Raw genomic sequence first — 24,800 nt, forward strand, 5'->3', positions numbered from 1 at the left:
ACGGTGACGATAGCAATAGTGGGTAAACCGGCGTCATCGGTGCAATGCCGGCAGCGGATTTTTTGTCACTCAGAGTCTATTCGCGCTGACGATAAGTATGACACCGCACAGCGAAATAGCGGCGGCAACCATTTTCATCCCGGTAAGTGGCTCGTCAAAGACCGCGGCGCCCGCAATCATTGCCACGACGGGTGCGACGTAGAAAAAGCTGTTTGCTACCGCGGGGGAGGTACGCAAGCTGAGCCAAATAAATACGCCGTATCCGCAGACGCTGCTTATCAGTACCAAATAGCACAGCGACCACCAGGCGCCGGCGCTGACTTTGGCTAACGAAAACCCCTTTAGCTCGCCGGATAATGCAGCCGCCGCCCACAGGACGACGCTGGCCGAAAAGAATTGAATAAACAGACCGCGAATGCCCTTGGCTGACCTGACATTACGTGTAAGGACAACCGCGCCGAACGCCCATGAGGCAGTAGAGATCAGTATGGCGGCTATGCCCGCCACATTACGCTGACCGTCCTGCTGATTACTGTAGGTAAGCAGCGCTATCCCGACACAACCCACGGCCACGCCCGTTAACTGGCGCCCGGAGGGGAGAACTTTATCCACTCCCCAGGAGATGAGTACGATGAACAGAGGGGCAGAAGACGCAAAAAGGGCTGATGTGCCGGCAGGAAGAAGATGCACCCCCCACAAAACCAAGGCCTGGCTAAACACCAGCATAATGATGCCGCTGATGGCAGAGAACATAATCTGCCGCCTGGGCGGCCAGCCAAGACGGGCGATCGCGGCCAGCGCCGGGGGGAATACGACGACCGCGGCCAGGCTGAAACGCATCGCGCTCAGCAGAAAAGGGGAGACATCGCCCGCACCGATTTTAAAAGCGACATAGTTCAGACCGTTGTACAGCCACTGGAAAAGTAGCGCGGAAAGAATCAAAAGGGACGTTGAAGAGGCGCGAAAAGCCATGTTAGTACGCCTGCCCTGAACCCAGAGTCACGATAAACGGCGGTTTAAGCTGTCCGACGCTGCAAGAAAACACCAGCGCCTCAGCTTTATTCAGAACAAGTGGCACGGTCATCATGGTCCGTAAAATGAGTGGCGTAGACGTGAGGGCCATACGGCTGTTAGACCGTTGACCCGCCCCTATAAATCACTTTAAACGCATCGTTACTTTAGATATATTGCCAAGAATGTGCCACAGCGCTAAAAATATAACGGCTATAATCATATGAATATATCTGACAACTTGGATCCCGTATTGTTACGGGTTTTCATTACCGTCTGTCAGTACGGCAGTATGAGCCGGGCTGCGACAGAGTTAGGCAGAACTCAGTCAGCGCTGAGCATACAAATTATTCGTCTTGAAGAGTTGCTCGGCGTGCGTCTACTTCATCGTACAGGGCGCGGCGTCAGGCCCACGCCTGAGGGAGAAATGTTCCTGTCGTATGCCCGCCGCCTGCTCACGCTCGCAGACGAGGCAGTGAATCAGTTGCAGGGATGGTCAGACACCACAGCGATAAGCATCGGCATTCCGGAAAATCATGCGGCCACGGTTTTTCCTGAGGTTCTCAATCGGTTACGCCGGCTGTCGCCGGGTATGCATGTCCGCGTAGCCGTGGATTATGATGAGAGAGTGGCGCGGGGCTGGGAGAACGGCAATTTTGATATCGCCATTGGTGCAACGCAGTTTTTCAGTGCTCAGCCGGAGAAAAGCTGGTTGTCACAGCTCCATTGGGTATGCTCGCCGGACTTTATACCCGACCTCAACCAGCCTCTTGCGCTTGTCGTTTACGGTGAAACCTGTTTTATGCGAAAAATAATGCTACAAGCGCTCACCGGTGCGGATATTGAATACAAAATTGTGGTTACGAGTTCCAATATGGGTGTTATAACAGCCGCGGTCGAAAGCGGGATGGGAATCGCGCTTGTGGCACCGGATATATTTCGGCAAAGCACAATGAAGAAAGTGAATCTGCCGGTACCTGACCTGACGATCAGCTATGGCATGTACGTGGCACCGCACCGTACTACAGCTTTCAGAAGGATTCTGGAGATCCTCGACAGTTTCTTTTACTAATGGCTCATTTCAGCGCTGACACCCTGCTGCACGATATCCTTTCGCCGCGGCGACCGAGTGCACTCTAATGATTACGAGGCTAAACGTGAGAGATAAACATTATCTATCCCTGAAAATGCAATGCGCTGTGGGTAAAAGATATTAATAGGATCGAGGGACTTGCTTTTGCGCTGCATTGTTAAATAACATGGCGTATTCAACTACCCGTCTCGTCAATGAATTAGGGCTTTATGAATGGCTATAAAGCATAGTAATGGGTTCAGGGATTGTCTCTAGGGTAGAGAAAGCTAATATCGCCTGAGTATTATGGAAAAAGGAACTTTGCTATGAGGATTTATAAAAACATTTACTCAAGCCTGCAATCAGAAAATTCACGGGGGTGCATCGAAAAATGTCTATCGTCAGAAACGGCGCGGGGATTGGGAATAAACGAATGCATAAGGAGAATTTACAACTCTTCGTATTGTCAACATCATTTGATAGCAGATAACCGCCGAATACAGAATCGGACCGGAGGCTTCTCACCCACGGTAATTTTGCAGCAACAACATGGGATTGAACCTGTAGGCACCTTAGCTGATGGTTTTTTGATTAGTCATATGGCGGAAGCGGTTTATTCAGATAATAGTCCTCAAGGATCACCGTGTTTATGGACGAATACAGAAGTCACTGAAAATCGGTGGGAGGTGAGAGCTTGGCGAACCCTATATCATAGCCGTGATAGGGCAGCAGTATCGGGAAAGCTAGGGCAGAAGACCTCCCGGCAAGTGCTTTGGAACCGTCAAAAGGTTCCAGACCCGGATAAAGCGGGTAAAATGATTTCTCGCTGTGCGCTCTATATGCGAAAAAAGGTGGCCGACCCGGAGAATTCAGGGAAGTTGATTTCTCGGGGGGCGCTTTATATGCGAAAGAAGGTGGCCGACCCGGAAAATCCGGGTAAGATGATCACCCGGAGTAATCTGAATAATCGAAAAAAGGTGGAAGACCCGAATAATCCAGGGAAATTAATTACTAAAAGTGCATTGATCATGCGTCAAAAGGTAGCCGACCCAGAGCATCCTGGACAAATGATTTCCCGGAGTATGTTCTATAACCGTCAAAAGGTCGCCGACCCGGATAATCCAGGTAAGATGGTTTCACGCAGTACGCTAAATATGCGTAAGAAGGTAGAAGATCCAGAAAATCCGGGGAGATGGATTTCCAAAAGTGCATTATTCATGCGTAAGAAGGTCGCCGACCCGGATAATCCGGGTTACATGATTTCACGAAGTGCGCTAAATATGCGCAAGAAGATTCAAGATCCCGAAAATCCAGGAAGGATGATCACCATGAGTAAGTTGTATAGCCGTAAAAGGGTAGTGGGCCCGAATAATCCGGGGAAGATGATTTCTCGGACAACACTGTATACGCGAATGAAAGTGATTGATCCTGATAATTCGTCAAAGATGATTTCTAAAAGTGCGCTCTATAAGAGGATAAACTCGGCAAAACTGAAAAACACGGATGAGTCTGCGAATTTGTTCGGCTGACGCAGGTAGAGAGATCGCCTGAGTGGCTGGTTCAGAGGGATATTATGCGATTGCGATAACGGTCGGTGTTTCGTTAAATTTCGATTTATCTAAAGCGGATGCGGCAGCCTCTGGCTTTGTCGCGGTGGTATAGTGCCGCAGGTAAACCGTGCTTTGCCAGTTGGCTGCTGTGTGGTCTCAACGTAGATGCATGTTGTTCCCAATTTCGCCGTTAGCCCAGGCAGTCACGATGATAAGGGTTATTGAATTTGTGCGCCGAGGCAGTCGCGGCGATGTCGCGACTGATAAACCCCGGGGTGGCAGCATACACTCGGGTTACAAAGTCCGTTAGCGGTCATCCAGCATCGCAGCGTCTCACTGGGATCTTAATCCGATGACGCGCGAGATGCTTTTCTGCGGCTTATGGGGGCCGAAAGCCACGCAATTTTCACGTAGCGGCGTCAGTATGGGATAACGCGAACCGCATCAATACGCTGAGTGCTAGGCTTGGAGGCTTGCCGCGTCGTGCGTCAGCGAGATTCGGCCCTCATCTTTAGTACGCATAATACATATTATGTTAAATTAACGTCGGCAATGCCAACGCCAATGCCTCTAGACCATAACCTATTGCCTTGCCCTGTGCTGCTATAAGAGTAACGCCTCAATAACCTTACCAAGCTACCTGGAAATTTACCCATCACGCTGAGAAAATTAGAAGCACAAAACAATAAACTCATTACTTTACCCGCGCAGTTACCTTCCTTGCTAAAAAAATTAAGCCTGGACGATAATTCATTGTCTTCGCTGCCGGCAAACTTACCCTCTGGCTTACTGACATTTAGCGTTGAGAATAATAAACTAACAGAATTGCCTCAGAATCACCCCTCAACTTACTGAGTTTAAATCTCAAAGGCAATCATCTTTCCGCACTACCCGAACCATTGCCCCCTCTTCTGGAAGAGCTTAACGTCCAGGGCAATAGGCTGAAGACACTGCCTGACAATCTCCCTCTATTGCTCAAAACATTAAATCTAGCTGATAATGGTCTGGCCGAATTGCCAGAGAATTTGCCCCGCTCGTTGAAAGCATTGTATCTTAATAGCAATCGACTGAAGCAGCTACCGCACCAGTTCCCTTCAACGCTGAAAACCCTCAATATCGCTAATAATCCATTAGAAATGTTGCCCCTCTTTCTGCAGCAGAGGCCTTTAAGCCTCTCACTCGACGGGAACCAATTTTTACTAATGTGCCATTTTTCAGCAGAAGTTCATGCGATTCATCGTCGCACGGTACTCTTTGTTTCGGACAATCTTATTTCATCCGAAACCAAGACATTCGTTGTAAGCATATGCGACTCCCCGAGTTACCAGGGGCCAGAGGCAAGGTTATGGGAAATTGATTGATGCAAACAGCTCAATGGGAAGAGATGTAGTCCGACGCCGCTTGGGCGGGCGGTAGTGCGAAGCTTTTTTGCATGCGCCTGATTTCTTCCGCCGGCGGCAGGCCGAACAGCCGTTTGAATTCGCGATTAAATTGCGACGGGCTTTCATAACCTACCCCATGGCTGGCCGCAGCGGCAGTCATATCCTGCCGGACCATAAGCATCCGCGCCTGGTGCAACCGCACCGATTTCACGTACTGCATGGGTGACAAATGGGTGATCGCTTTGAAATGACTATGAAAAGTCGGTACGCTCATGCCCGCTTCTGACGCCAGCTGGGTCAGGTTTAACGGCTGGGCATAGGTGGCATGGATGCGCCGCAACGCCTTGCCAATTTTACCGAATTGCCCCTGCATAGCCAGGGCGGCGCGCATGGCGTCGCCTTGAGCGCCGGTCAAAACGCGGTAATAAAGTTCTCTTACCCGCGCCGGACCGAGAATGGCGGCATCAGCCGGTTGGCTTAACGCCTGCAGCAAGCGCAGAACCGACGCTTTTACGTTATCGTCCATCGGACTTGACATCATGCTTTGCGGCGCGGCGCCGAGGACGGTGTATCCGAGATGATCGATCTGGATCATGAGTTCAGCGGCCACCTGAAAATCCAGATGCAGATAAATGGCCAACAATGGCCGTTCTGGCGAGGCATCGGTTTCCATGATGAAAGGCACCGGGACCGAGACAGCCAGATAATGTTGCGCATCATAGAGGTAGAGTTGATGGCCCAGATAGCCTCGCTTACAGCCCTGGCACACGATGACGATACCGGGATCATACAGAACGGGAGTACGGGATAGCGGCCTGTCGGCGCGCAAAATGCGCACATCCGCCAGCGCGGTTAAATTATAGCCTTCCTGGGGCGCCAGGACGTTAAGCAGACTCAGCATGCGCTGCTCTGAGAGCTCTTGACCCGCTGGCGAGGGGGCCGTTACGTTTGTACTCATTCCATTAATCATAAGAATAGGCAATGAAAAGAGAATATAGGGCCTAAAAGTCCCTCCGGCAAGCGCATAACATGCATTTTCAGCCATTTATTGGGAGTGATTGGTATGTTATTAGCAAAAACCCTGTTAATCACCGGCGTTAGCAGCGGCTTCGGTCGCGCCCTCGCCCAAGAAGCGCTCAGCGCGGGTCATCGCGTCATCGGCACGGTGCGCAGCGCCGAAGCGAAACGGGATTTCGAGGCGCTAAATCCCACCAGCGCTTTCGGGCGCATCCTGGACGTGACGGATTTTTCGGCGATAGCGGGCATGATAGCCAGCGTTGAAACGGAAATCGGGCCGGTGGAGGTTCTGGTGAATAATGCCGGTTACGGCCATGAGGGCGTGATGGAAGAGTCACCCATTGCGGAAATGCGTCGTCAATTCGAGGTGAACGTCTTTGGCGCGGTGGCCATGATGAAGGCCGTCCTGCCTTCAATGCGCCAACGCCGTCGCGGCCATATTCTCAATGTGACCTCGATGGGGGGTTATATCACGATGCCCGGTATCAGTTATTACTGCGGCAGTAAATTTGCGCTGGAGGGCATTTCCGACGCGTTGGGCAAAGAGGTTAAATCCTTCGGCCTCTTTGTTACCGCAGTGGCGCCCGGTTCGTTTAGAACGGAGTGGGCAGGCCGCTCCATGATACGAACGCCGCGTTCCCTTCCGGATTATGATGCCTTGTTTGATCCTATTCGCGCCGCCCGTGAGGAGAAGAGCGGTAAACAGCTTGGCGACCCGGTGAAGGCCGCGCGCGCCATGTTAGCGATTATCGATAGCGATTCGCCGCCGGCGCACCTGCTTTTGGGAAGCGATGCTCTCGCGCTGGTGCGTGACAAGCTGGCGGCGCAGGCCGGCGAAATCGATACCTGGGAGACGTTAACCCGTTCCACGGATGGCTAGCGCCCTGCTCGCCTGTAGCGCACTTTTCCGCACCTAAGTTACCGGTGCCGATGTTAAAGAGGCTCGTTGCCTTAACAGGTGGATGCTACCTCGCACAATTTCTTCAGCGTGGATTGATTCAATAATGGCGAGGAAGCATTCACGTCTTTTGCAGAGGGCGAACCGAAGACAAGTCTATCCTGCAACAAAAGATGGGTATCGGAAAGGGTCATCCTTTCTTTTTCGACGCCATGTTTATTAAACAGTATATTGACGTTAACCGTGGAGGAGAGATGACTTTGCTGCGCGAGCGAGGGAGATAAGGTTTCGACGGCATCGCCAAATTCCGCTACAGGCCATTTTAAGCCAACAGCAATATCCACACCCTGACGTTTGCTTACCTCAAAATTGACTTCGGGCTTCCCGACCCTCATCCACATATTATCCACGCAGATCAGATTGGGCGGTTGGTGCTCAAACTGGTTAAATACTTGCTCTTGAACGCGGGCGCTGATGCTTTCAGGGATCAAATAGCGGCTCAATGCCAGCAGGCTCATCGGGTTGTTGTCCACCATTTGTGATAATTGCTCTAATTGTCGCTGTTTCAAAGGCGACAAACCTGTCTGACCCATCCAGCTGTTCTTTGCCTGGGCGATGAATTGACTACCCATATCGGAAAGCCAGCGGCCATAGCTTAGGTGGCTATTATCAATTTTAAGATTGATGCCTTTGTCCAACGATTTAATAAACTCACCGTCCGCCACTAAGGCATTGACCTCTTGGGGGTGGTGTACCGGCACCCGAAATTGCGTTTCGATAAAGGTTTGCATTTGCGCCGATGGCGGATGCGCGCTGGTATGCTGAACCGACACCGCCTCGATGTCTCCGGACCAGTTCTGCGCCACTTTAATTTCCGGCGTGGGCAGTCGGGTTAATAAGGTTCTGATAGTTGCGGCTTCCTGGTGTAACGTCTGGCGAATGTCCTTGGGTAATGCATCGATGTTTTGGTTGACGATAGCTGACTGGCCTGTGGCGTGGCCCATCATAACGACCCTGGCAAAATTTTTGGTGGAAATGTCTACCGGCACCGCCAAATCACTCGGCCAACATTCGGTAAAGACCGTGGACAGTTCTTGTTCGTTATAAGGTAATTGTAAATATTGCTGAATAGTGTCAAGGTGCTGGCAAACCGAGGTTACCATGCTGGGAACCTGGGTCGCTAGATATTCAATGGTCCGTAATCCCGTTGGCGGCGGCGGTAATTGACTTGGGTCGGGCGCTAAGGCTTCGTACAATTTCCAGGCGGCCATATCATGCAGCCGGGTGCCTTCACGGTATTCAGGCCGATCCACTATCGCGCGTTTTAACGCTGACATAAACGTGGCGGAGATCATTTTGCCACCGAAGCATCCGGAGAATACATTTTCCAGCGCTAATCGCAGGACATTTTCCCCACCCTCATATTTCGTTAATGCGCCAAGCACGCGTTCAACGCCATGATCTTGGATTAAGGCGGGCCCAATATATTGCGTAATACCCGCTGCGATTTTACGCGCCAATTCACCCTGCCCCTTCGATTGCAAAATCACATCGACCAAGGGGGCCAAACCTTTTTCAACCTGTGCGCGGGTATTATCAAAAAGCGCTGACCTTCCCTGATTGACTATCTCAGCGCTACGTTTGCCCAAACTTTGATTGGTGACGACGTAATGCTGCGCCAGTGAGACCGTATCGGAAATTATGCGCTTAGCCAGCTTGTCGCGCGTGATTGCTCCCTGGCTGATGTGTTTGGCCAGTGCATTAAATTTATTATTACTGTCTATACATTTGTAGGTTAAGACTCGGAGTCCGAATTTAGCAATGGCGGCATTATTCATGGGGTCAAGGTCCGTTTGAAACGTTGACCTGCGGTAGCGTCTAGTGACGTTGCCTGCGTAGCCTGACCGATATGAGGTAAATTTTCTTTCCAGTACTGCACTTGGTCAATCAGGATTTCGATGCGCCCTAGGGCAGCATCGGCTGATAATGTCGTTAAGTCTATCAAGCAAAACAGAATGACGCGCTGGCCTCCTGCGTCGTAGCCAAACCAGCAGCGATTAGTGGCGATACCAAATAAATGGATTTGCATGAGTGAGGCAAAAAAGTCATCAGTCAGCGTCTGCGTCGTCTGCATCACCGGAGAAAAGAGGTATACATGACTCTCATGATTTTCCAGGGTGATGTCGATATGATCATCATAACGGATGGTGCAACCGCCGCTCTCTATAGCGGCATTAATATCCAAATGCGCATCAGCATTCAGTGATTGTAGGAGTTCAGCAAAAGTCATTGGTTTGTCTCTGGTTAGTCCGTGCGCTTCCCCCGTAAAAATGTAGTTTCAGCCGAGGGAAATTTATCATTTGATTAGCTATATATATAAGTAGTTAGCCGGATAATGATATCAAATTTCGACTTTGAATCGTTTGCCAGCATGAGGGCGCGCGCAACCTCAACCATGACCGCGTCGACAGCGGGATGGGTCCAGGACGATCTTAGCCCAGTCTGGCGATGACCTGCTCGCGATAGGCCTGTTTACCGTGATAGGTACCGGCCACCGGTGATGTTCCCATTGCGCTGGTTGGGCAGTTCGCGACGTTCACCTTCACGATCAAGCTGGAGTGTCAACAGAGAGGACGTGACTGCCGTGCTATCCTCGACAAGGCAAATCAGCGGCAGTCCTGTGCATGCGCCAACCCACCCTGAATCGCCTTCTCGTGCTCAGGCTTTAACGTAAAGGCGGCAATCGTATCCACACTGTTTACCCCGTCGAGATCGGGGCCGCGATCTTTGCCCTTCACGTCCATCTCGGTTGCGCTTTGATAAGGCAGGCCCAATGCCTTTCTGGTGCAACAAGAGAAACAACTTTTCCTCTTACGCATCGCCTAAGCGCGGCTTGTTTTCCAAAAAAAATAGTAATATCAGTCAGTTAAGCGTCATTTCCGCATAAAGGTAAAATTTGGCACAGCTTTAGCTTTGCATATAGAGGAAATAATTCCTTCATATGCAAATCGAGGCGAATATGGAAAACATAGTGGCGTCCACCGGCGAAGATGGGTTATTCAGCCGACAAATGAAACGCGTGCTTTACGCCAGCGTGATCGGCTCGGTGATTGAATGGTATGACTTTGTTATTTACGGCACGGCGGCGGCGCTGGTCTTTAACCACCTGTTTTTCCCGGCGGTGGATCCCGCCATCGGTGTCATATTGTCTCTAGGGACCTATGCGGTGGGCTATTTTTCGCGGCCGCTCGGCGGCGTGCTTTTTGGGCATTTTGGCGACAAGCTCGGTCGTAAGGCCATGCTGACCCTCACGCTTGTCATAATGGGGTTGGGGACCTTTCTTATCGGTTGTTTGCCGACTTATCAGCAAATTGGTATTTGGGCTCCCTTGATGCTGATCGTCTTGCGTTTTGTGCAGGGGCTAGGTATCGGCGGCGAATGGGGAGGATCGGTTGCACTGGCGGTGGAGCATGCGCCGACCGGCAGCCGTGGTTTTATCGGCAGTCTCATTCAATTGGGTTATCCGCTGGGCGTATTGCTTTCCACCGGGGCTTTTGCCTGGGTATCGCTGCTGCCGCAGGAAAGCTTTATGACCTGGGGTTGGCGAGTGCCTTTTCTCATTAGCATCGTGCTGGTGGTGGTAGGCGTGTTGATTCGGTTTTATGTGCAGGAAAGTCCGTTGTTCCAACTGGCGCAACAGGCCGAGAAACCCCCTTCCATTCCCTTTATGAGCGTCCTGAAGCACCATAGAAAGACCTTTTTTACCGCAATAGGCCTAAAGCTATCCGAAATCGCCTGGGTGGTAACCATCACGGTATTCGGCGTCAGCTACGTCACGCAGCATCTCGACCTACCCAAATCCGTCATACTTAACGGCCTGCTTTGGGCCGCTGCGCTGGAGTTATTGACCCTTCCTCTGGCGGGTTATCTTTCCGATCGCTATGGCCGCAGACCGCTGTTTTTCACCGGTTGCGCGTTTACCCTGCTGGCGGCCTTTCCGCTTTTCATGTTGCTTGAAACGCGGGATCCCACCCTTATCGCCTTCACCGTCGCCATCGCCATCAGTTTGGGACAAGGCATTATGTTCGGCCCAGAGGCCGCATGGATGTGTGAACTGTTTCCCACGCATCTGCGCTATACCGGGGCGTCGATGGGGATGCAAATCGGTGGCGCCCTCGGGGGCGGCGTGGTGCCGGTTGCCGCGGCTTCGCTTCTGGTGTGGGCGGATGGCTCGACCTGGGCGGTGTCGGTTATGTTAATGGTCATTGCCCTGGTGACAATGTGGGCGACCTATCACGCCAAAGAAACGGCAATGTGCGATCTCAGTCAGGAGAATAAAGATGTCCATCGTGACCACTAAGCGCGTAAGCGCGCCGCTGGATTTCACCGGCAAAGTCGAATTCTTGCATCTGTGTCCGCGCGCTTTTTTGCCGATGCGCTCGGTGGCGTCACTGACGCTTTTGCCGGGACAAGGTATCGACGGCGATCGTTACTGCCTGAGCGGTGGATTTTATTCCCACAAACCCGAAGAGGGGCGCCAGGTCACGCTGTTTGAGATTGAAACGCTGGAAGCGTTAAAGCGCGATCACCAGATTGATCTTGGTCCAGAAGAACATCGTCGGAACATTACCGTCCGAGGCGTCCCGTTGAACCATTTGGTCGGCCGCCGCTTTTGGGTGGGCGATACCCTGTTGGAGGCGACGCGGCTATCAACCCCGTGTAAACATCTGGAAGAGATCACGGGTAAACCGGTGTTCGACCCGTTGATAAACCGCTCCGGATTGAATTGCAAAATCGTCCGGGGCGGAAAAGTTTATGTGAACGACCTTATTCGTCCCTATCAGGCTGATTGAATGAAAGCGATTACTACTGTCACAACCGTGATTACCCGGCTGGAGACGGCTGGAGACGAGGTGTTGCTCATTACGCTTGCCGATCCGGACCGCTGGGAGCTGCCTTTTTTTGCAGCGGGCGCGCATATCGATTTGTATCTTGAAAATGGCCTACGCCGGGCGTATTCCCTGTGCGGCGATCCCCACGATCGCTATCAATATCAGGTCGCGGTAAAGCTGGCGAAAGAAGGCCGTGGCGGGTCGAGGTGGATTCACACCCATTTCCAACCGGGAAAATCTGTCGGGGTATCGTTACCGCGCGCGACCATGACGCTGCAACAAGGCATGGCAAAACATGTGCTGATCGCCGGCGGTATCGGCATTACGCCGATGCTTTCATTAGTTTACGTCCTGGAAAAACAGCGGCAGGATTACGAGCTGCACTACTTCTATCGCGGCGCGGCGCCCTTATTAAAACAGGTAAAACAGGCGATACGCGGCGGCAGTCTCTACCTGTACCCCGGCGATAGCGTAGCGCAGAAGAAAAAGCGACTGGCGGATATTGTGCCGCCCTGGCGGGCGGACTATTGCCTGTACTGTTGTGGGCCAGAACCGATGATGGCGGCCTTCAATTCCTTGGCGCCGACGTGGCAACCCCATCAACGCCAGCAGGAGCATTTTACCGGGCTGGCCGTCGATGAGGCTCTCTTACCGCCCTATACGATTGAGCTGCGCCGCTCGGGCAAAACCATCCCCGTGCGAAGCGGCCAAACGCCGTTACAGGCCTTACTGGAAGCCGACGTTTATGTTGATCACGCTTGCGAGGGCGGTATTTGCGGCGCATGCAGCGTACCCTGGTGTGACGGCGAGCCGATACATCGCGATAAGGTGCTCAGTCCGGATGAGCGCAAACGGCGCGTGATTCTGTGCGTGGCGGGCTGTAGGAGTGAAAAACTTGTGCTCGATCTCTAACCCGCTCGGTATTTCCTTCGCCTGCCGTGCGCGTTCCGGCTATAATCGCTGGTCTTACACACTTGACGAGCTTGGAAAAGCTCAGACTTCGTGCAGAGATGTTATGACCAGCGGTTCCGAAGAGATCACCCGAAAAACACTTTCTCGCCAGCTTAAAGCGCGGCGCAAAGAACTTAATTACTCCCTTCAAACCTTAGCGGAACTTTCCGGCGTCAGCGTTTCCATGATATCCCGCACCGAACGGGGCGAAGTCACCCCCTCCACTTCTGTGCTTTCCCGCCTGGTCAACGCGCTGGATCTTAGTTTCGCTGGACTGATGAGCTCTCAGATGTCCGATGATATCGTCGTCATCCGATCGGGAACGCAGCCCGTGCTCGAAGACAAGCACAATCGCTTCACCCGTACCTGCCTCTCTCCTATTCTACCGGGGCGCGGCATTGATGTGGTCAAGGTAAATCTGGGCGCGTTCTCGGGATCCGGTGAGCTGGTAGGGCATACTCAGCCGGTCAAAGAGTACATCTATATTCTGGCGGGCTGCGTAGATGTCACCGTGGGCGAAGCCGTAAGCAGGCTGAATGCAGGCGATTCCATGTTTTATACCGCTAAAGTGCGTCACGGTTTTTATAATCCGGCGCAGGACGACTGTGAGTTTTTGCTGGTGATTGACGGCAAGCAAAACTAAACCCCCGTGCCTCCTGGCGGCGCTGCCGTGCAGGGGCGACGCCCTGTGCCCGCTAAAGCCGTAATGATCTAAAATTGCGTGCTGCCGCTTAAATCAACGGTGACGGTGTAAGTATTGCGACTTTTCATTCCGGTACCGGTTAACTCTGTCTGATCTGTGTCGTTAAAGCTCTATTTTAAATAAAACTTAAGCATTAATAATTGAAGTATTCAAATGTTATATTATTGGCGGGACTTTAGTGGGTGGCATCGTTTCATCTTGATCAACGCGTTATGTTGCATACCTTCTCTTCATTATCTATTATGCGCCTTCTTAGAAAAGTTCTGGGAGGGATTATTATGACATTATACTCCACTCATCACGTTCTGTGCTGTGCCTTTGCTGCGCCAATAAGGCAAACACCCCCTTTGCCTGACAAAATTAAAGCGCAAATTGACACGCTTACCCGTAATAAACATGTTCTGGTGTTCTGCGGTTTTTCCGGCCTGGGCTATAATGATGAGGTCGCATTAATTGAAACGATCCATACGACATTGACCGCTGCGATTAATTGTCATGGCAGCGAGAATATCTGCGTCGCCGCCGGTGCGACCCATGAAGGTATTGGCATAGTCTATGAGCTCGCTAAAGAAAAAGGTATCAAAACGATTGGCCTGGTCTCGGAGCAGGCGCGAGGAAGCGCGTTACTCTCAGCAGCGTGTGATGAATGCCTGTTCATTCCTGACCCGACGGCATCCTGGGACGTGCGAGACCCTGAAGGTAACTCCTATATGGTCTATTTGGCTACCGATAACAAAGGCATAAACAAAACCGGCGAATTTTTGGTTTTTGGCGGCGGTTATATTACGCTTAATGAGCTTAAAGAGGCGGAAGGCTTAGGCCTCAACATCACCGTTTATGCTGAATTTGAACCTTGTTCTCAACGTGCTGCGGCGCGATTGCAGGGCAACCCGCAACTGGATATCTCGCCCGTTCGCACCGCCTGGAAAGGCAAAAACGCCCCTAGTCCAATTTCATGACCCTATACAGCCCGCCAGGGTTTTCGCCTTGCCAGGAATACACTGTCCCCCCTTTTGCCTGGCAGGGCCAATGCTGGTTGTTACCGGCATCCATTGGCGCCGCCCTTCCCAGTCAACATGCACCGCTTGCCGCCGGCATGTCGCTGGCGGCGTCTTAACGCCTGCATCCATTGGGTAATGACGGGCCAGTCGAATGGCCCTGGCGTCTCGCGCCACGCTGACACCTAAAGTCTGAAACACCCCATTCGGTACGCACAATTAGCTTCACAGCGCGGGACTACCCCATTCCCCCCCCCTTTTTTGAGTCAGGTTTATTAATTTACAACACAACACCAGTGCATGGATAAAGCTTAGGTTTTGAATAAAATACCTTTCACGTCAAATTAAGGTAAATTCTATTCATAACGGGGAAGGTGCTATGTTCAAAAGATAATCGCAGTGCATTGGGTAAAAGTGAGTGTCTCTTGATTCATTATAATTTTTGTAAGGTAACTACTATGAGCAGCAAGTTAATTCAGACCGATCAACTCAGTGACGAGTCATATCAGTATGATAATTTTGATCCTGCCACAAATGATTCCGGGTATAGCTATACCTCCGCGCGAGTGATGAAGCGGGTCTATAATAGATACAACACCGAGAATAAACCAAAAGTGTTCGGTTATTATACCGACTGGGCACAGTATGATGAGCGGTCGGCAATTAATCCGCCTAGTGGCAAAATTGACCCATCAAGACGTGGCCGCGGCGTGGATTTCACACAATTATCCCCCACCGCCTATGATAAAATCATTCTCGGCTTTACCGGCATTGTCGGCGACAAAGGTGCCAATCAGAACAAAATCGAGGATGGGGCGGCCTGGACCGGGAAAAAACAGTATGAAATGACCTTCCTGGACCCTTGGGGGGATTGCCAGACTTACACCAACACCGGTTTTCCAGGTTATCTCCCTTTTAGTTTTGGTCCCGGCGGTACCTATAACATGGATACGCAGGAAGATTGCTTTAAAGAAGGTCACCCCTATTTGCAAGGGATGCTGGGCGCCCTGCTGGCCCTGAAAAAAGAAGCGAAGCAGAAGGGGCACGAGCTCGTGCTGTCTCTCAGCGTCGGCGGCTGGACGATGAGCGAAATCTTTCATGACATGGTGAAAAGCGATCAGGCGATTAAGACCTTTGTCGACAGCGTCGTTGATTTGTTTACCCGCTTCCCCAGCTTTTCAGAAATCGATATTGACTGGGAATATCCGAATGCCGCGGGTGCCGGCAACCCCTATGGCCCTGAAGATGGAGCAAATTACCAAAAATTGATTAGCGCGCTGCGTAAGGCGTTTGATAGCAAAAACCGGAGCGACATTAAAATCAGTATTGCCTCTTCCGCCAACGTTGAGGTCCTACAGCATTCCAATATTAAAGGGCTGTTGGAAGCGGGGTTATACGGTATCAACGTCATGACCTATGACTTCTTCGGTACGCCGTGGCACGAGGGTTTGGCTAATCACACCAACCTGTATAAAACGGAGCATTCCAGTTATAGCCTGGAAGAGGCGGTGACCTACCTGCTTGAACAGGGTGTGGATCCCGAAGCCATCAATGTGGGCTACGCGGGTTACTCCCGTAGCGCCAAGGGTGCGAATATCACCTCTTATTCGCCGCTGAAAGGCACTTATGTGGGTGACGGCACCACCGTGGGGACGTTCGAGTCAGGCTGCGTAGAGTGGTACGACACCCTTTACAACTACCTTGATTTGGAAAACAAGTCGGGCCGCAATGGCTATCAGGTCTATACCGATGATGTCGCCTGCGCCGATTATTTGTACAATAAGACGTCGAAAGTTTTCCACTCCATTGATACGCCGCGCAGCGTCAGGGAAAAAGCCCGTTATGTGATTGAAAAAGGCCTGGGCGGTATTTTTACCTGGACTATCGATAACGACAATGGCTTGTTGGTCAATGCGGCGCGTGAAGGGTTGGGATGTTCTATTGTTGACCCGGTTATCGATATGAGCCCCTTCTACTTCAAGGGGATTAACATTACCGATGATGATGAGCCCAACCAGCCGGATGAACCGGAAACCCCGGATGAGCCGGAAAACCCGGATGAGCCGGCGGCGCCCGTAGCCAAAGTCGAGATGAAAGCGTTTTCTGGCAGTAAACTGCTGTTCTGTGGGGCAAAGTCCACTAACGCGGTGAGCTATGCATGGTCCGCCACGCAGGGCGCCGTTGTTACCGCGCCGAGCGCAGAACACACCACGGTGGTGCTGCCTAACGTGAGCGTGGATACGTTAGTCTCCGTGACGCTTACCGTCTTGAACGACAACGGCGAGCGGGCCATCGACGCCTGCACGGTAACGGTTGCTCCTTTGAACGATGCGGATGATGAGCCGGAAACGCCGGATGAACCTGAGACCCCGGACGAGCCGGAAAACCCGGATGAACCTGAGACTCCGGACGAGCCCGAAACGCCGTCGGAATATCCGCTGTGGGATGCCACAAAAGCGTATTTCGAGGGGGATCGTGTTACTCATAAAGGCGTTAATTATGTGGCGCATTACTGGAGCCAAAACAGCGAACCGGGTCTGGAAAGTACCACGGGGCCGTATTTGATGTGGTGGGTGCTTAACGACTAACGCCATCCCCCTGTTGAAGCAGGCGAACGCCGTAGCCGGCATTTACCTGTGACAGGTGTTGCCACCCGCCGCTCACCACGGCGGGTTTTTTGCATGAACCGCCGCCACAGGCTCACGCGGCGCCCGTTGAGGAAGCGTCGGCTTAAGGTCTGATGTTTGCCTGGTGTGCCGGGTTCGCGTCAGGAAGGGGCTGGCCTCGCTTAGGATAAGGCGACGCTCAGGACGATGTCCCTGGTTGGAACCGCCCGCAGGCTAACGCCAAAGCTGGCCAGTTCAGGTAAGGTGGCATTTTCGTGTTTGATAATGTCAGCCGCGCTGGCATGAGGCTTATCATGGGTTGTGTGGGCATCGCTGACCAGCGTAACGTCATACCCCAACGCGGCAGCGGCCCTGACGGTGGTATCCACACAAAACTCCGACGCATACCCCGTAATCAGCAGATGCTTGACCCCGGCCGCCAGCAACACGTCTCGAAGCGAGGTATTAAGGAAAGCGTTGGCGGTGGTTTTGGCCAATAGGCGATCCGAGCCCGTTATTGCGAGCGCATCAATAATTTGCCACCCTGTGGTCCCCTTTTCCAGGGGCGTGCCTGGTGCCTCGTGCTGGATGACAATGACGGGATAACCCTTTTGCGCGGCTGAGTGTTTCAGTAGCGTAATATTGGCCACCGTGTTTTCAATATCAAAGGGAAAAGGCGCCTGTTTACACAGTGCGTTTTGCATATCGATGATGAGTAATGCTTTCATTCCACCCCCGCCTTAAGCTATCAAACAGCATGATAACACTCTTTGTCGCCCGGCTTATGACTTTACCGCCGACGGGGGCGATCGTTATGACGCGGCGGGGGCATTCGTGCCCAGAGAACGGCGGGCAACGCATGCGCCAGCGTGGCACCGACTAACTTAACACTGTGGGGCCGCTACTATGCTCCCGGCTGGCAGAGAACCTCAGCATTTGGTAGAAAACCACCAACAATAAGCCCATCCCAAGCAACATCATATTACGGTAAAAACGATCGGGATGTCTTTGCACGGTGCGGCGCAATTCTCTTTCCTGCTCAAGCAAGGCCGTTTCATTCAGATGGGGCATCCATCCGGTAGGGACTTCCCTCTCCTCCGCCTTGATCTTTATCAGAACGGCATTTTTAACAAGGGTAGCGGCCATGGTCGGCGGATAATCAGTCTTATTGACAATACGTTTTTTGTCGGGGAGCGCGAGCGTTGCCGGGTTGGGGAGTGCGGCGCGCATGTTATTAAGCAGAGGCTTATGAACCGCGGTCAAATTTGGCGGTTTTTCCGGAACAGAGGACGGATTATTCATCATACTGATTAATTGAATAGAGGGTCTGACCATGATAAACATCCTTTTTATCAATAAGCGCTGAATAGTCGCCGGTCACTATAACGGTAATGATAGGCGCCGTATTGCAAAAATAGCCACTGGGATCCTATGCCGGTGCGAGCGTCCCACGCCGCGGCCCCCCTGCTCCGCCGGCAAGCGAGCAGCGCGCTAACGCCCGTTTGCTGCCCGCGGCGGCAATTGCCGCTCTGGCCTGATAAAATCACCTCGTCGGCGCCTCACCTGGATGGGCGGTATCCGTCAGCGCGCTTTCCAATAATGCGCTCGCATAGGCAAAATCCGGCGTTTGGGCGGCGAATAAAATGCGATAAATGATCGGCGCGATAACCCTATCGATAAGCCGCTCGCTGTCCACCGGTTTTTCCCCTCTGTCGAACGCGCGCTGACGCATGATATCGAGCTGCGCAATGGTAAACCCCGCGCAGCGTTTGGCGTTGGCGGGCAACGGCGCGGACATGACATCGCGCATCATGGCGAGCCCCGGTTCCGATGACATCTCGTCGATAAATTGCTCCAGCCAGGTTTGTACATCCTGACGAAATGAGCCCATATCGCGCGGCTCGTTATCCGGGCGCAGGTTTTCCACCGCAACATCGGACAACAGCTGCGGCAGATCGCCCCAGCGGCGGTAAATGGTTGAAGGTGTCACCCCTGCCCGGGCGGCAATAGCCGGCACGGTTAACGCTGAACGTCCCTGTTCGTGTTCCAGTTCCCGCACCGCCCGGTGTATTGCCGCCTGTACCCGTGCGCTGCGCCCACCCGGCCGCACACCCGCGTGGGTCAGCGTCGCTTTATTGTGATCGGTTGCCGTCGCCAAGAGCTGTCCTCATGCCGTCTATTAGCCCACAAAAGCTAAAAATTTGCTTTAAAGCTTGCATTATCATAGCATGCTTAAATATAAAAAATTGCGTTTACCTTGGGATCCTCATGCGCCGACCCTTTTTCGTTACTCAACGTCACAGGACAAGTGTACCGCGTCGGTTGGCCGCCGTCGTCCATACTTTTTCGCTGGTCATGCTATTCGCGGCCTCCAGCGCCCCCACGCCGCTCTACCGGATCTATCAGGCCTCCTGGGGCTTTTCGCCGGTAATGCTCACGGTGGTCTTTGGCGCCTATGCGTTAGCGTTGCTTGCGGCGCTGCTCACCGCCGGGTCCTTGTCGGATTTTCTCGGCCGCCGCCCGGTGATTATGCTGGCGCTGCTGCTGGCCGCGGCGTCCATGGGACTATTTCTGCTGGCGGTGGGCCCCCACTGGCTTATTGCGGCGCGTTTGGTGCAGGGGTTGGCCACCGGTATCGCCACGACCGCTCTCAGCGCCGCCCTGTTGGACTTGAATCATCAGCGGGGAGCGTTAATTAACAGTATTGCGCCAATGGCCGGGATGGCGATAGGTGCGATGGGCAGCAGCGCTTTGCTGATTTTGGCGCCGGCGCCATTACATCTGGTTTTCGTCATTCTCTTAGTCGCGTTTGCCAGTTGCCTGGCGATGACCTGGTGGACGCCCGAAAGCGGCGGCGGCCGGCCGGGCGCGCTGGCCTCATTACGTCCAAGTATATCGATTCCGCCGCAGGCGCGCATTGCTTTGCTGGCGATTTCGCCGGTCAATATCGCGGTGTGGATGCTGGGGGGGTTTTATTTGTCGCTCATGCCGTCGCTTATCGCGCGCGTCACGGCGGCGCAATCGCCCTGGTTGAGCGGTGAGGTGGTCGCGGCCTTAACCCTCAGCGGCGCGCTGGCCATCGCCTGCGTTCGCCGCTGGAAAGCCCTTACTGCCCTGATGAGCGGCTCCGTCATGTTGCTGTGCGGCGTCGCCGCCATTCTAGCGGGCGCAAACGCGGGTTCCGGTGCGCTGCTGATCACCGGCTCGCTGATAGCCGGCCTCGGTTTCGGCGGCGGGTTTCTCGGCGCGCTACGCACCCTGATTCCTTTGGTGTCGCCGGGGGAGCGAGCGGCATTGATGGCCGCGTTTTATGTGGAATGTTATCTCGCCAACAGCCTACCGGCGATCGCCGCCGGTTTCGGCGTCCAGCGCTGGGGCCTGCTGACCACCGTCAATCTGTATGCGTTGGCGATTATGGCGCTGACGGTCATCGCGCTGCTGGCGTCTTGGTTAACGCGCGGGCGATTGGCTGCGCTTTGTGCCAGCCGCGGCACGCTATGAGCCCGGCCGCGCCATTAGTCGCCACGCAACAAACGTACCCGCGCCAGCCCTTGGCGCAGACTGGCGGCCGGACTGCTCAATACCGGCGGCGCGGAGGCGTTAATCAGCGCTACGGCAGGGCTCATGGAGGCTTGGGTCAATGCAATACAATCATACCGCCCGCTGTCAGCGCCCCGTTCCGCGGCATCGGCGATAGCGCGCAGATAACCGTCGATGTCGCCTGACCGGTAACGTCCCCAGGCGCCCTCAACCTGGCGCACCTCCACGCGCGCGCCGGTGGCCGCCGCGGCTTCGGTAAAAAGGATAGCGGTCGGCGCCAGCGTGGTGGGCGCGGCGCATAACGCCAGGATATGCCTTCCCTGCGCCGCCGCCTGGCGTGCCAGCGCCTGATCCACGCGCAATACCGGGACCGTGCCGGCATGCAAAGTCTCCGCCGCCTGACCCAGTGACGAACAGGTGATAATGATCCCATCGACCTGCGGCATCATGCCGGCAATAATCGCCTGCGTGGCCTTGGCGATGTCCGCCGTCATGCCGCCCGCTTGTTCAGCGCGCTGTAGGAGATGGCGATGTACCTGATGCGTAAGCCTATAACCGTCATCCCTTTGCTGTTCCCGCGCCGCTTCAAAGATGGCGATGTTGCTTTGCGCGGTATGCAGGCAGCCCAGAGTTATCATATTACTGTCCTTTAAACGCTTAACACGGTTAACTACTGTAACCTGACCGCCTTTGCTTTACACTGGTTATCCCACCCGCTTATGGAGTTAACGGATGCCGAAGGCTAAATTGACGCAAAAAGAGATGACGGACAGCGAACAGCGCGAGCTGAAAACCCTGCTTGACCGGACGAGAAAAGCCCATGGCCGCCCCCTGACCAACGGGGAAAGTAACCGCATCAAGGACGAATTTATCGCCCGGCTTACGGCTGAGCGTGAAGCGGCCGCTAAACAGGCTCGGGCCGCCAAAAAAAAGCTGGCCCTGAAACCCGATATTTCGGCCACCTATCAATGGTCAGCCCAGATGCATAGCCGCGGGAAGCGCTAACGCGGTCAGTCTTCTGCCAGGCCGCGATGCTTTAACATGGCGCTAATAGCGGGGTCTTTACCGCGCCAGTCGCGATACAGCTGCTGCAAATCCTGACTGTTGCCGCGCGATAAAATCATGGCGCGAAAACGCCGGCCGTTGGCGGCGGTCAGCCCGCCCTGTTCCTCAAAAGCGGCGTAGGCATCGTCAGCCAGCATTTGTGTCCACAAATAGGCGTAATAGCCGGCGGCGTAACCGCCACCCCAGATATGCTGAAAATAGCTTGAGCGGTAACGGGGCGGGACATAGGGCAACGCAATGTTCGCCTGCGCCAGCGCGGCGGTTTCAAACGCGGCCACGTCCGACACGGGATCCTCCCCCTGGCGCTGATGCCAGGCCATATCCAACAAAGCCGCGGCCAGCAGCTCGGTCATGTCATACCCTTTATTGAAACGGGCTGCCTGATTGATTTTAGCCACCTCCGTTGCCGGCATTGCCGCACCGGTTTGGTAATGACGGGCATAATGGGCGAACACGTGAGGCTCGCTCGCCCAATGCTCGTTAAATTGTGACGGGAATTCGACGAAATCGCGCGGCGTGGCGGTGCCAGAAATACTGGCGTAGCGCTGGCTGGCGAATAGACCATGCAGCGCATGGCCGAATTCGTGAAACAGCGTAATAACGTCGTCCCATGACAACAGCGCCGGTTGCCCTGCGGCGGGCCGGGCAAAGTTGGCGACATTGTAAATAACCGGCCGCGTCCCTTCCAGGGTCGACTGTTCGACGAAATTACCCATCCACGCCCCGCCGCTCTTATTATCGCGGGCGAAAAGATCGGTATAAAACAGCGCTAGCGGCGTGCGGTCTTCATCGAAAATTTCATATACGTTCACATCCGGATGATAGACCGGAATATCGTGCCGCGGCTGGAAGGTGATGCCATAAAGCTGTGTGGCGGCATAAAACACGCCGTTGTGCAAAACGTTGTCCAATGCAAAATAGGGGCGGACGTTTGCATCGTCCAGATCGTAACGTTGTTTACGCACTTGTTCGGCATAAAACTGCCAATCCCAGGCCGCGAGGGTGAAATTGTCGCGCTGGGCATCGATGAGCGCCTGGATATCCGCAGCCTCCCGCCGTGCGCGGGCGACCGCCGCGGGAACAATGTCTTGCATAAAGCGCACCGCGGCCTGTGGGGTTTTGGCCATTTGATCCGCGATAGCCCAAGAGGCGTAATCGGCGAAGCCCAGTAATTGCGCCTGTTGAGCCCGTAACGATGCCAGCCGCGTTATCAGCGCGCGGGTGTCGTTGTCATCGCCCTGCTCCGCGCGCGCTATTGAGGCGTGAAACAGCGCCTGCCGGGTATCACGCTGCGCCAAATGCTGTAGCTGCGGCTGTTGGGTGGTGTTGTGCAGCATGAGCCGCCAACCGTTTTCCTGACCGTGGGCAAGCGCCGCTTCACGCGCGGCCGCCAGCGCCGGCTCGGAAAGGCCCGCCAGCGCTTCGCGGTCCGTTATGGTCAGCGCCCCGCCGGTCGTCGCCGCCAGCAGACGATGGCTGAAACGCGTGCTGAGCGTGGCGGCTTCCTGATTGATCGCCATCAACCGCTGCTTATCGTCTGCGGATAAATTCGCGCCCGCAAGCTCGAACCGTCGATAGGTGAGCAACATGACTCGCTCCTGCTCCGACGTCAATTCGAGCCGCTCACGCTGTTGATAAAGGGTTTTTAGCCGAGCGAACAGCCGGGCGTTCAAATGAATGGCATCGTTCAACGCGGACAGCTTCGGCGATTGCGCTTCCTCAATCTGCTGCAACAGGTCGCTGCTGTTGGCCGATATCATGGCGCCAAAAGTACTAAGCACCCTTTTTAGCAATTTGCCCGACTGTTCCAGCGCCTGATAGGTATTGGCAAACGTCGGCGGCGCGGGATCATCAGCAATACGCGCCACATCCAGCAGGCTCAGACGAATACCCTCATCAATGGCCGGCGCATAATCGCTTTCTCGAATGATATCGAACGGCGGCGCCTGATAATCCAAGATACTGGGTTGGTTAAAGGGGTTATCCGATGCGAAACGATGCTCTGCCATAATGCTTTCCTGTCCTCTGATACGCCAGCGCTGGTCAAGCCCTGGACGCGAAAGTTGCCCGTGGCGCAGCAGGTCATACCTGCGCAGCGGGTCATGGTGCAAGGGTAGCAAAAAAGGGCCGCGGGATCTCGCGCACCCAGAATAAACTCCCCTTGTGCGCGATGTTAAAAAATGCCAGCGCGCGCTTGCACTACCGCTGCCTGCTGACGCGACAATCCTGCCTGGCGAACCACAGGGTTATTATTGGTATGAATAATACTTAACTTGAATGGTTGGGATTGAAATACAATAAGAGAAAATGAATAATACCCGCTTAAGACCGCTCGGTCTTAAAATAATCACTCATCGATAAAGTTGGCAATTATAAATCAGAGCACTTCAGATGGTTTATAGCAGGTTGCGCCTGACGCACTGCGTCGTGTAGCGGCCATTGAAAACACCCTTAAATGAGAAATGTAATTTAAACAAAATGGCGGTTTGTGATGTTTTTTATTTTGGTCTGGATAGAATGGATCGGGTTAACTCTATGCGCACAGGATATAGGTCTATATCTGAAATCAATAATATTTTCTTTCACGCTTTTCATTTCAGGAAGAGATGCGATCTATTATGAAAAAATTACATAAACTATCCTGCGGCGTAATCGCCATTTTAATGGCAATGCATCAGGTGCAGGCTGAGTCTGATTTTGATCCTATAAAACGGCTTAGGCCGGAAACTTTCAGTGATTTTGATGAAGAACGCTGGCTATATTATGGCAAAGACCATCGGATTTTTAACGCCGCGGGTACTCAAATTAAATTAAAAAAAATTAAGAAAAAAACAGGCGATATCGCCCCTACGGCGCTTTTATTGCTAAGTCCAGACAAAATCCCGACGCAGGCGTCGACCGGTAATAATAAGCGGCAATTGCTGTCCGCCGTTGATTCCCATGATCTGAACTATGCGGAATATCGCAATTTTGCAGCTGACTTTAAGTTAAATGCATTCGAGGATAAATATAAAGATAAACTAGGCCTGGATCATATTGTTATTGACGGCCGGGGTATTTGGACTTTGAATAAAAACTTGGTCAAAAATCCAGGTAGATTTACATTTAGTTCGCT

20 protein-coding genes are annotated in these 24,800 nt (G+C 53.3%); 11 read left to right on the forward strand and 9 right to left on the reverse strand.

What is annotated here, in order from left to right; all coding sequences use genetic code 11:
- Positions 1–69: 69 nt before the first annotated feature.
- Positions 70–972, reverse strand: coding sequence for a DMT family transporter (locus SANT_RS09990; protein WP_025422155.1), 903 nt, complete (start codon positions 970–972; stop codon positions 70–72).
- 262 nt (positions 973–1,234) lie between these two features.
- Between SANT_RS09990 and SANT_RS09995 the strand changes: the two genes are divergently transcribed.
- Entirely contained in the window at positions 1,235–2,083 is an 849-nt protein-coding gene (locus SANT_RS09995; protein WP_051440149.1) for a LysR family transcriptional regulator, read from the forward strand.
- 326 nt (positions 2,084–2,409) lie between these two features.
- Positions 2,410–3,612, forward strand: a complete 1,203-nt coding sequence (locus SANT_RS24090) for a hypothetical protein (RefSeq protein WP_148296268.1) — start codon at positions 2,410–2,412, stop codon at positions 3,610–3,612.
- 1,392 nt (positions 3,613–5,004) lie between these two features.
- On the opposite strand, the gene SANT_RS10010 is transcribed toward SANT_RS24090, so the two are convergent.
- Positions 5,005–5,916 carry an AraC family transcriptional regulator gene (locus SANT_RS10010; protein ID WP_025422158.1) on the reverse strand — a complete coding sequence of 304 codons (912 nt, stop codon included), beginning with the start codon at positions 5,914–5,916 and terminating at the stop codon, positions 5,005–5,007.
- Positions 5,917–6,078: 162 nt separating this feature from the next.
- Between SANT_RS10010 and SANT_RS10015 the strand changes: the two genes are divergently transcribed.
- Entirely contained in the window at positions 6,079–6,912 is an 834-nt protein-coding gene (locus SANT_RS10015) for an oxidoreductase (RefSeq protein WP_025422159.1), read from the forward strand.
- A gap of 71 nt (positions 6,913–6,983) precedes the next feature.
- Here SANT_RS10015 and SANT_RS10020 read toward each other — a convergent pair whose 3' ends face one another.
- Positions 6,984–8,768 (reverse strand): hypothetical protein, encoded by a 1,785-nt coding sequence (locus tag SANT_RS10020; RefSeq protein WP_025422160.1) that lies wholly within the window; start codon positions 8,766–8,768, stop codon positions 6,984–6,986.
- Positions 8,765–9,220, reverse strand: coding sequence for a type III secretion system chaperone (locus tag SANT_RS10025; protein ID WP_071882014.1), 456 nt, complete (start codon positions 9,218–9,220; stop codon positions 8,765–8,767). The genes SANT_RS10020 and SANT_RS10025 overlap by 4 nt, the downstream gene beginning before the upstream one ends.
- A 729-nt stretch (positions 9,221–9,949) precedes the next feature.
- Here SANT_RS10025 and SANT_RS10030 point away from each other — a divergent pair.
- From SANT_RS10030 to SANT_RS10055, 6 genes are all read left to right on the forward strand, one after another.
- Positions 9,950–11,290, forward strand: coding sequence for an MFS transporter (locus SANT_RS10030; protein ID WP_051440230.1), 1,341 nt, complete (start codon positions 9,950–9,952; stop codon positions 11,288–11,290).
- Complete coding sequence (locus tag SANT_RS10035) at positions 11,271–11,783, forward strand: MOSC domain-containing protein (protein ID WP_025422163.1); 513 nt, start codon at positions 11,271–11,273, stop codon at positions 11,781–11,783. Before SANT_RS10030 ends, SANT_RS10035 begins: the two co-directional genes overlap by 20 nt.
- The gene (locus tag SANT_RS10040) at positions 11,784–12,734 is read left to right on the forward strand and encodes a PDR/VanB family oxidoreductase (protein ID WP_025422164.1); all 951 of its coding nucleotides are present in this window, start codon (positions 11,784–11,786) and stop codon (positions 12,732–12,734) included.
- A gap of 103 nt (positions 12,735–12,837) precedes the next feature.
- Positions 12,838–13,416, forward strand: coding sequence for a helix-turn-helix domain-containing protein (locus SANT_RS10045; protein WP_025422165.1), 579 nt, complete (start codon positions 12,838–12,840; stop codon positions 13,414–13,416).
- A 338-nt stretch (positions 13,417–13,754) separates the two neighbouring features.
- Positions 13,755–14,435 (forward strand): hypothetical protein, encoded by a 681-nt coding sequence (locus tag SANT_RS10050; protein WP_148296269.1) that lies wholly within the window; start codon positions 13,755–13,757, stop codon positions 14,433–14,435.
- 497 nt (positions 14,436–14,932) lie between these two features.
- The gene (locus tag SANT_RS10055) at positions 14,933–17,062 is read left to right on the forward strand and encodes a glycosyl hydrolase family 18 protein (RefSeq protein ID WP_025422167.1); all 2,130 of its coding nucleotides are present in this window, start codon (positions 14,933–14,935) and stop codon (positions 17,060–17,062) included.
- A gap of 200 nt (positions 17,063–17,262) precedes the next feature.
- Here SANT_RS10055 and SANT_RS10060 read toward each other — a convergent pair whose 3' ends face one another.
- The 3 genes from SANT_RS10060 to SANT_RS10070 form a co-directional block, all read right to left on the reverse strand.
- Positions 17,263–17,808: a cysteine hydrolase family protein gene (locus tag SANT_RS10060; RefSeq protein ID WP_025422168.1), complete on the reverse strand. Its 546-nt coding sequence runs from the start codon at positions 17,806–17,808 to the stop codon at positions 17,263–17,265.
- 151 nt (positions 17,809–17,959) lie between these two features.
- Complete coding sequence (locus SANT_RS10065; protein ID WP_025422169.1) at positions 17,960–18,415, reverse strand: hypothetical protein; 456 nt, start codon at positions 18,413–18,415, stop codon at positions 17,960–17,962.
- 208 nt (positions 18,416–18,623) lie between these two features.
- Entirely contained in the window at positions 18,624–19,238 is a 615-nt protein-coding gene (locus SANT_RS10070) for a TetR/AcrR family transcriptional regulator (protein ID WP_237234671.1), read from the reverse strand.
- Positions 19,239–19,402: 164 nt separating this feature from the next.
- On the opposite strand from SANT_RS10070, the gene SANT_RS10075 reads away from it, so the two are divergent.
- The gene (locus tag SANT_RS10075) at positions 19,403–20,581 is read left to right on the forward strand and encodes an MFS transporter (protein ID WP_025422171.1); all 1,179 of its coding nucleotides are present in this window, start codon (positions 19,403–19,405) and stop codon (positions 20,579–20,581) included.
- Positions 20,582–20,595: 14 nt separating this feature from the next.
- On the opposite strand, the gene SANT_RS10080 is transcribed toward SANT_RS10075, so the two are convergent.
- Positions 20,596–21,258: a hypothetical protein gene (locus tag SANT_RS10080; RefSeq protein ID WP_051440151.1), complete on the reverse strand. Its 663-nt coding sequence runs from the start codon at positions 21,256–21,258 to the stop codon at positions 20,596–20,598.
- Between the two features lie 94 nt (positions 21,259–21,352).
- On the opposite strand from SANT_RS10080, the gene SANT_RS10085 reads away from it, so the two are divergent.
- On the forward strand, positions 21,353–21,625 hold the full coding sequence (locus SANT_RS10085; protein ID WP_025422173.1) for a DUF3811 domain-containing protein: 273 nt from the start codon (positions 21,353–21,355) through the stop codon (positions 21,623–21,625).
- A gap of 5 nt (positions 21,626–21,630) precedes the next feature.
- On the opposite strand, the gene dcp is transcribed toward SANT_RS10085, so the two are convergent.
- Positions 21,631–23,694 (reverse strand): peptidyl-dipeptidase Dcp, encoded by a 2,064-nt coding sequence (dcp, locus tag SANT_RS10090; RefSeq protein WP_025422174.1) that lies wholly within the window; start codon positions 23,692–23,694, stop codon positions 21,631–21,633.
- Positions 23,695–24,800 lie beyond the last annotated feature (1,106 nt).

The sequence above is a fragment of the Sodalis praecaptivus genome, assembly GCF_000517425.1.
Lineage (GTDB): Bacteria > Pseudomonadota > Gammaproteobacteria > Enterobacterales > Enterobacteriaceae > Sodalis_A > Sodalis_A praecaptivus.